General features: G+C 41.2%; 7 protein-coding genes. 3 read left to right on the forward strand and 4 right to left on the reverse strand.

From position 1 onward, the window contains the following. Nucleotides 1-522 precede the first annotated feature (522 nt). Together dnaK and PLL47_RS13295 are read left to right on the forward strand one after the other, a co-directional pair. On the forward strand, nt 523-2,001 hold the full coding sequence (dnaK, locus tag PLL47_RS13290; protein WP_324446865.1) for a molecular chaperone DnaK: 1,479 nt from the start codon (nt 523-525) through the stop codon (nt 1,999-2,001). Nucleotides 2,002-2,081: 80 nt separating this feature from the next. Continuing rightward, a complete protein-coding gene (locus PLL47_RS13295) occupies nt 2,082-2,792 on the forward strand; it encodes a J domain-containing protein (protein ID WP_324446867.1) in 711 nt (236 codons plus the stop codon). A gap of 100 nt (nt 2,793-2,892) precedes the next feature. Here PLL47_RS13295 and PLL47_RS13300 read toward each other — a convergent pair whose 3' ends face one another. From PLL47_RS13300 to PLL47_RS13315, 4 genes are all read right to left on the reverse strand, one after another. Then, nucleotides 2,893-3,657 (reverse strand): DUF169 domain-containing protein, encoded by a 765-nt coding sequence (locus PLL47_RS13300; protein WP_324446869.1) that lies wholly within the window; start codon nt 3,655-3,657, stop codon nt 2,893-2,895. A 49-nt stretch (nt 3,658-3,706) separates the two neighbouring features. After that, nucleotides 3,707-5,326, reverse strand: a complete 1,620-nt coding sequence (gene sepS / locus PLL47_RS13305) for an O-phosphoserine--tRNA ligase (RefSeq protein ID WP_324446871.1) — start codon at nt 5,324-5,326, stop codon at nt 3,707-3,709. Nucleotides 5,327-5,647: 321 nt separating this feature from the next. Then, on the reverse strand, nt 5,648-6,280 hold the full coding sequence (locus PLL47_RS13310; protein WP_324446873.1) for a translin family protein: 633 nt from the start codon (nt 6,278-6,280) through the stop codon (nt 5,648-5,650). Between the two features lie 643 nt (nt 6,281-6,923). Beyond that, on the reverse strand, nt 6,924-7,196 hold the full coding sequence (locus PLL47_RS13315) for a stationary phase-response protein (protein WP_048064806.1): 273 nt from the start codon (nt 7,194-7,196) through the stop codon (nt 6,924-6,926). A gap of 247 nt (nt 7,197-7,443) precedes the next feature. On the opposite strand from PLL47_RS13315, the gene PLL47_RS13320 reads away from it, so the two are divergent. Further along, nucleotides 7,444-8,070 (forward strand): Sjogren's syndrome/scleroderma autoantigen 1 family protein, encoded by a 627-nt coding sequence (locus PLL47_RS13320; RefSeq protein ID WP_324446879.1) that lies wholly within the window; start codon nt 7,444-7,446, stop codon nt 8,068-8,070. The last annotated feature ends 84 nt before the right edge of the window (nt 8,071-8,154 follow it).

Raw genomic sequence — 8,154 nt, forward strand, 5'->3', positions numbered from 1 at the left:
AAAAACAAAACAGTAAAAAAAACAAAACAGTAAAAAAAACAAAACAGTAAAAAAACAAAATGATAAAAATGAAAATGAAAATATTTCTTAAAAAAATAATCTAAGTTTTTATTGAATTTTGTGGGAACTTTCTTCGTTTCTTTATAATCATTTTACTTGATTTTTTGTTTTCTTATTATTATTCTTTGGCATGAAAGTACTTCCAAATACTTTCATTTCTTTTTGCCTGTTATTCGAAGAATTTCATATGCTTTTTCTGTGACTTCCACAACCTGCCTTTATATTTCATCCTTTTGAAGATAATTTAGTTTTTGATGTTTGATTATCTCCTCCTGCGAAAAGTTTTTTAATTTCACTTCCGTTTTATTAATAAAAAAATTTAACAAGAACGTTTTATCTCTGAATAAATATTATAATCTCCATTTGTTGAATCTCTACAATCTAACTCAATATGTGGATTGTCTTTCCAACAGAAAAATTGATATCTCTTTGAAACATTATAAAAATATTGGGGGTGCGCCAATGGCAAATCTCAGAGGAAAAGTGCTGGGCATAGACCTGGGAACTACCAATTCTTGTATGGCGATAATTGAACTTGGTGAGCCCAAGGTCATTACCAATTCCGAAGGAAAAAGACTTACGCCTTCAGTTGTAGGCTTTTCAAAGAAGAATGAGTTACTTGTAGGGGACCTTGCTAAAAGGCAGATGATTTCCAATCCTGAGAATACTGTTCATTCTATCAAGAGGCATATGGGAAAACCTGATTATAAAGTGTCATTGAACAACCAGACATTTACTCCTCATGGAATTTCTGCAAAGATCCTTCAAAAATTAAAACAGGATGCTGAGAAATATTTAGGGGATGCTGTTGGAAAAGCGGTAATAACAGTTCCTGCTTATTTTAACGATTCTCAACGCTTTGCAACAAAAAAGGCAGGCGAACTTGCAGGGCTTGAAGTGCTTAGAGTCATAAACGAACCTACCGCAGCTGCACTTGCTTATGGTCTGAAGGACGGGATTGACAACCGGAAAATTCTGGTTTACGACCTTGGAGGCGGGACTTTTGATGTCTCCATTCTTAAAATCAAAGACGGGATCTTTGAAGTACTCGCTACCAGTGGAGATACTGAACTTGGTGGTGACGATTTTGACATGCGGATTGTTCAATATTTGCTTGCCAAATTCCAGGAAACAGAAAATAAAGACCTTTCTGGTGTACCCGAGGCAATGCAGCGCCTGAGAGAGGCTGCAGAACGCTGCAAGATTGATCTTTCCACACTCGAGACCGCAAATGTTAATCTTCCCTATATTTTCGAAAGCAAAAGCCTGGACGTAGATATTACAAGAGAGCAGTTCAACAGGATGACTGAAGACCTTGTTAAGAAAACTATCTCGATTATAGAAAAAACTCTTCAGGACGGAAAGCTTTCCCCTGCGAACATTGATGAAGTTATTTTTGTTGGTGGATGTACCAGGATTCCTGCTGTCGTGACAGCTGTCGAAGCCTTCATGGGAAAAAAGGCTCTTCAGAATATCAACCCTGATGAAGTGGTCGCAATGGGGGCGGCTGTTCAGGCTGGAATTCTCGGTAACGACTATCTTAAGTCCCCCAGGGAAGAACTTGATTCCGGAAATGTTGTGCTTCTTGATGTTACTTCCCTTACTCTCGGGTTTGAAACCGTAGGGGACCTGATGGCACCGATAATCCCAAGAAATACAACAATTCCCACAAGAAATAGTAAAATCTTTACCACATCTTACGACAACCAGAAGGTTGTAAGAGGTAAAATCCTGCAGGGGGAAGAACGGGCTGCATCTAAAAACGTTACTTTAGGGATGCTTGTTCTCGATAATATTCCACCCGCTCCAAAAGGAATTCCGCGGATAGAAGTTACTTTTGATATTGATGCTAACGGAATAATACATGCTACAGCCAAAGATCTCGGGACCGGGATCATGAGAAGCGTTACCATCGAAAGGCCAGAGGGTCTTAATGACTGATAGTTCGACAGGTCAGTTCTCAATGAAAAGTCAGTTAATGGAATGTATCAATAATACATAGTTTCAAAGGGTGAAAAGCAGTGGACTATTATCAGTTATTCGATATCCCCAGAACTGCAACTCCTGAGGAAATTGAAGATAGGTATCATCATTTTGCAAAAAAATATCATCCGGACAGAGCCAAGTCCCCTGATGCCCATGAAAAATTCATAAAAATCAAAGAGGCTTATGAAACCCTCAAGGACCCTCAAAAAAGAAAGGCATATGATATCTCCCTGCCTCCAGAGGAGAAAGCAACTGAAATTTCTGCCTCTTCTGATAATTCCAGTACTCAGGGACCTGTCCAGGACTCTCAGGTTCCTGAGACACCTGAACCATCAGGTTCTAAATCCCCTTTCAGAACTACTACTATTTCCTACGTGTCTTTTAAATCTGGCAGTGACCCGCTAAGTGCAGGTCAGTCAGCTTCATCTTCAGAATCCAATGCTATTGACTGGTCCAAATACGTTTCCTCCGGAAAGAATCAGGATTCTGAAAACGATGGCTCTTCAGGTGAGCCAGGAAAAAATGCCGATTGGTCAAGCGTAAAAGTCAGGTATGAAGGGCTCGCAGAAGAGGTTGATGACAGCAAGCACAAAAAACGCTCTTCAATGAGTTCTTTTTTGCTGAAGACCTTTGTCTTCGCTCTCGTTATGATCTGTCTTCTGGCAACCGTTGCAGTCGTTTCTCCGGGAAAATTAGAAGCTGTCGGGCTGGAAAGTGTAGTAAACTTCTTCGATAAATTGGTCTAAAAAACGCACATGATATTCATCGAATAACATGCAGAAAAAATTAAAGCACTTGAGAGCACTTTCATGTCGAATATAATCGGTGCAGTCCATCAAGAGCCATTCATTTTGATGTTTCGGGGAGCTTTGAAAGCCCTTCCTCAATTTCCTCTATTTTTTCAAAAGACATCCCAAGGGGAACTTCAAAATCTCCGTATCCGCTGTGCTTTCTTGAGCCTTTGCACCCGAAAGATAAACTCATGCCCTGTTCAAGAGCCAGTACAGTACAGTCACCACAGATTGAAGCTGCACCCATCGTATCCATTAATGTTCTTTTTCCTCCGGAATAGGCGTTTGCCTGGACAACTCGCATAGCTCTCTCTGGTTTGAGGAAGAGAATAAGCACATCAAAAATACCTTTGTTAAGGGATAAAGGCTCGATCAAAATAGAACAAAACTTTCTCTTTAATCTTGGAAGGGACAGGGCTGCTTTTTCTGCAGCCTGTTTATCAATGTACCTTCCGGATCTTAGATAATATTCAGCAGGGCTCTTTTCAGAAAGTCCCAGAACATAATCTCCGGGAGAACAGCTCTGTCCTGAAATCCTGAACTTCTCTCCCATGCGGGCTTTTTGAACAAGTTCGCAAAAAAGGAAATCGGATTTCCTGGGAGGCTCCTCAATTCCTTTTTCGGCTATTTTTTCTTCAGGCGATATTCCCTGAGGATATATTCCCTGGAATGGTACTGTTTTCTGGGAGAGTACTGTTTCATGAAGCCTTTCTTTCGTATTCCCTTCTTGTGTTTCAAAGGTTATACACACTGGCTCTCCAGTTTCCATCAACTTTTTAAGTTCCGGATACCTTGAAAACGGGGTATCTTCTTTTTGCATACACAGCCCATTCCGTTTTGTACTGGTTACTCCTGTTTTTCTGCTTATTTCACTCGAACTCAGCTTTTACCGAGGTAAAGACCGGCCCCCGGATATCGATCTTTTTATTTTTGCTTGTGATATAACGCTGCGCAGTGGGTCCTATCTTCAGGTTAACTTCAGAGGGAACCTTAACAATCCGGATCCTCACAATATGCTCTTCTGCTCCGGACATTGCAGCTTCTTCAATTTCCCGGGCAGCCTGGGCTGCAAAAGCCTCTATAAAGCGGATTCCTGCCCTTGCAGAATGGTTTTCAAAGGCTTTCTGCCACTTCTTATTATTAGGGATTCCCAGTATGTCTCCCTGATAGGCAACCACTTCATTGAAAGCGGCAGGTCCACAGAGTTTTGTGTTTTCTTCAGGTTCGATTACGGAAACCTTAACTTTTCTTCCGCAAATCTCTCCTTCCCAGGCAGGGAACTCGCAGGGGCTTGGCTCTTCTCCGTGCAGTTCGCACTGGGCAACCACGGCAGATGCAATTGCGTATCCTTCAGGGGTTTCAGGCATTTTGTCTACAAAGACCTGTTTTGCAAGTCCACTGTCCGGCATTTCCCATTCGCTGTACTGGGGTATCTGCGGATAGGTTAAAGAACGGATGTCAGGTGCATCATGAAGGATCATTGCAAGCCTTTCAACCCCAAGCCCCAGGTTCATCACAGGATACGGGATATCATATTCTGCAAGGGCAGTCGGGGAGTAGATACCAAAGGTTGCAATCTCGATCCAGCCGTCCGAGTATTTTGAGTTAGAGCCTACCAGTTTCGGGTGGAAAGCAAAAACCTCGGTCTGTGTGTCAGGCACATAATATTTGCTGCGCTTTTCGTCTGGCCTGAAAAGGAATTTTTCAAATCCGAACTGTGAAAGAAGCCCTTCTGAAACTGCTTTTCCGTGGTCCACGGTTACATTTTCATCCATAATCACGCAGGAGGCTGAATAATAGGTCATGAGCCTGGAAGCATCTTCCTGCTGTTCCCGCCTGAAACAGCGGTCTATTGAGAAGAAGTGGAAAGGCGGCTCTTCCCTCTCAAGGAGGGCACCAAGGGAAATGAACCAGCCGCTTGTCATGTGGCTGCGCAGAGTTTTTGTGCTTGCCTGGGCTACAAGCTCTTTAAATTCAGGAAATACCTTTTCAATCATGTCAGCTACAAGGGCATCAGAAACTCCGAGCTCTGCTGAAATTTCAGGTACAAGGTCATCCCCTTCAACTTTCCCTTTTTTATAAGCGTGAAGGACTTTCCTGATTTTGTCTATGCCTTCTTCTCCTATATTGCCCAGGATTTTATTTATCTGTGCAATTCGTTCGTCAGATATTCCCACATTGGGGCGGGGAAGGCCTGCAAGATAGAAACAGCGGTCAAGGACTGCGAGTGATTCGCTTCCGAACTGCTTGTGGACCTCTTTTTCATCAACTATAAGAGGGTTCATCATTTCTTCAAAACCCATACGCAGATAGGCTTCTCTCAGTCTCTGGATTGTATCATAAACAGGGTGAGCCTTCCCGTATTTCAGGTTTGTTCTCGGGTAGCGCTCGTTAAGGGTAGGCGTTTTGACCATCTTTTTGCCTTCATTCCAGGCAAGATCAAAATTTTCCTTTGCATCTTTTTTTATTTTTTCTGGATCAAATTTCATGGATATCCTCTTGCAATTGATTACTGGAATTCGGATCTATCAGACCCTTAGGATTTTATCGTTTATATGTATATGTTGAGTTTTCTGGATGCCAGGTGCATTGCGCTGAATAACGGGTTTCAGGTAACTGAATGCTGAATTGTTATGTAACTGCACTAAATAATAAATGGTTTTAGTGTTATTGTGAAAGTTATCTTGTTCTTCCCTTTAGCCTGTTTATGCTTCTAGCCCCAGATGCTGAAAAAAAGAGTTGTTTTAACTCTGATTTTATACGATTACCTTACATCCAGGCTTCTTTAATTATCTTGCACATTAATTCCTTTACAACCTGGACTCCAGGCTTTTCATTGCGAGCTCAAGTTTTTTCTGCTGAATTGCATTTACCACATCACCGCGCGTTTTTTCTATCACGGAACGGGATACGTCCGTCTTTCGCCTGAGCCCTCCTGTGATCGCATCGGGATAGTCAAAGTCCATAAGGGTTGCATGGATATTTTCCATGATCCCTAAAAACTCTTCGGCTTTCTCAAAGGACTCTTCCCTTATAAGGTCAAGAATATGCCTTCTGAGCTCGCCCACTACATCCCCAAGACCGTTGAGGTAAGCAGCGTATTCAACTCCAAGATCATCTGGAGAAGGAAGATCCTTTATTTTTCCTTCATCCTTCAGAAGGCTATAGAGGACTGCAACTTCCGAATACTCCTGCTGTGCATGTTCTACAAATCCGGCGTGGTAAATGTCAGCGTGCCCTTCAAACCTTGTTTCCAGCTTTTTTAAAGCTTTTCCAGCAGCTTCTATGCTGTTACTTGCTTTTTCAAAGTCCTTCCCATGCAGGGCAAAACTTGCTGTCCTGCATTCCCTGACAATTTCCCTTGAAATTTTCAGCCCTTCTTCCCTTATTCTGTCCTTTACTTCGAGATTATCTCTTATCCTGCTAGAAATATCTTCCAGCATAGCTTTCTGACCCCCGTTTTCAATTTTTATTTTTCATACTCTTGTAGCTTTTTATTTCAAAACCCTGATTTTCTGTAGCTTGTACATGTAACTCAGGTTTAGCATTACAATGTAACATTTTTAATTCATCGCTTCATTCATTGTTTTAAACCATTGCCTTAACTTTTTTGTTCTGTATAATTTGATTTTGAGGTTTTTTATATTCTTATCTCTCTTTTTATGTTCTTTTTCATGTATCAACTTATCTATATTAATTATTCTGTTTAATGTGAAATTCAGTCTGAATTCAAAGACCGGTCCAGAAAAAGCAGAAAAATAGGGAAAAAAATCTAAGAAAGGAAGAAACAGTAGAAACAGTAGAAACAGTAGAAAAAGTAGAAAAAAGATAGAAAAATTTTATACTGAATTTTTATCTTGTCGGTATCCTTTACCTCTGGTTAATTCCAAAATCAGATAGAGGTGACTATTAAACTTATCAGGTCACTTCCCTTAAGGCTCTTTTTTTAGAATCAGGTTAAGTTTTGGATTTTTTTACAGAATCGTCTCAAGAAACGTATCTGAGCTTTTTTCCGGGAGCTGAGTTTTTTAAAGCTCTCTCGGGAAAGATCTTTTTAAGGGATTAGAAAAAATCTTTTTTCTGTTTTTACTCATCTACCGGAATGGTTTCGAGCTGGCTTGAAAGGTTCCAGATCAGAGTCCTTGTATGCAGAGGAAGGTTCGGGTCATTGCTTATATCTTCGAGAATGGAAATGCTTGATGCTGCTCTAAGGAAGAGAGGTTCGGATTCGTTGTTCAGGATATCCATAATTTCATTCACAGAACGCCTGATATTTCTTGGGACTGAAGAGTCGCTGGTTATACTATCTAGAACTTGAAGACATTGTCTTATAACTTCTGCTGAATCATTTGATGACATTTGAATCACCTTCGCAGTCAATTATGATTGTAAAAATTAGAGCTGATAAATTAGTGTAAGACAGGCTTGTTATATAAAATATTATCGGTAATCCATGAGCCCGGTTGCTTCGGTGTCTTCGCTTTTCGGTATTATATACAGGTCTTTTTCTGCTTTATGTTTTATAAAGGTAACTTCATATAGAGGGAGTTACAGGAAAAATCTTATCAAATGATTGAGAAACTGTGTAAAAAGGAAGGTCAGGCATATGGATTCTGAGAAAGACAAAAAAGTAAAGAGAATAGCACGTTTCCTGGAACTCGGGGGCACAATGCTCGCTGAACACTGCAAAGTCTGCGGAGCCCCAAAGTTTCGTTACCAGGGAACGGTAATCTGCCCTATATGTGACGTTCGGGAAGAAGGGGAAGAAGAGGAAGAGACTTCAGCTCCTGAACCTGCGGCAGAAGTCCAGGCTCCAGAAGCCAGACCTTCAACTGAAAGGGACAGGTCGTCTTTTGAGCCCAGAAAGAAAGCACAGGCACGAAGACAGAAATCCAGATTTGGGCAAAGGGCGCCCGAAGCTGAAGAGGAAGAAGAGACACCTCTTCAGTTTGCGGAAGAAGAAATCCCGGAAACTCCATATGAAACAGAAGAAGCGAAAAGGACAGTTCCTGAAGTTCAGGCTGTAACTTCAGTCCGGACAGAGAAAAGGACGGAACCGTCCAGAGTTTCTACAGCCAGTGGAGACTGCGAAGTACTGGAAAAACTTCTCTTTAAAAAGATGGTCAGTATTGCGTCTTCCCTTCAGAATGAAAAGAACCCGCACAGCATTGCTGAACATTTAGAGCTGATCGAAAAAAGTGTTGGTCTTATAGAGCGGTTAAGGAAAATATAAACCTGAAAACCTGATCTAAAGACCTGCCCACTGGAAATAAAGACTGGAAATAAAGACTGGAAATAAAGACTGGAAATAAAGACT

Origin of the sequence: Methanosarcina sp., assembly GCF_035390745.1 — an archaeon.
Classification (GTDB): Archaea; Halobacteriota; Methanosarcinia; order Methanosarcinales; family Methanosarcinaceae; genus Methanosarcina.

Excerpts from the sequence above, each read along its gene's own strand:
- dnaK (WP_324446865.1), top strand. The coding sequence starts at position 523 with ATGGCAAATCTCAGAGGAAAAGTGCTGGGCATAGACCTGGGAACTACC.
- PLL47_RS13300 (WP_324446869.1), bottom strand. The coding sequence starts at position 3,657 with ATGCAAAAAGAAGATACCCCGTTTTCAAGGTATCCGGAACTTAAAAAG.
- sepS (WP_324446871.1), bottom strand. The coding sequence starts at position 5,326 with ATGAAATTTGATCCAGAAAAAATAAAAAAAGATGCAAAGGAAAATTTT.
- PLL47_RS13310 (WP_324446873.1), bottom strand. The coding sequence starts at position 6,280 with ATGCTGGAAGATATTTCTAGCAGGATAAGAGATAATCTCGAAGTAAAG.
- PLL47_RS13315 (WP_048064806.1), bottom strand. The coding sequence starts at position 7,196 with ATGTCATCAAATGATTCAGCAGAAGTTATAAGACAATGTCTTCAAGTT.
- PLL47_RS13320 (WP_324446879.1), top strand. The coding sequence starts at position 7,444 with ATGGATTCTGAGAAAGACAAAAAAGTAAAGAGAATAGCACGTTTCCTG.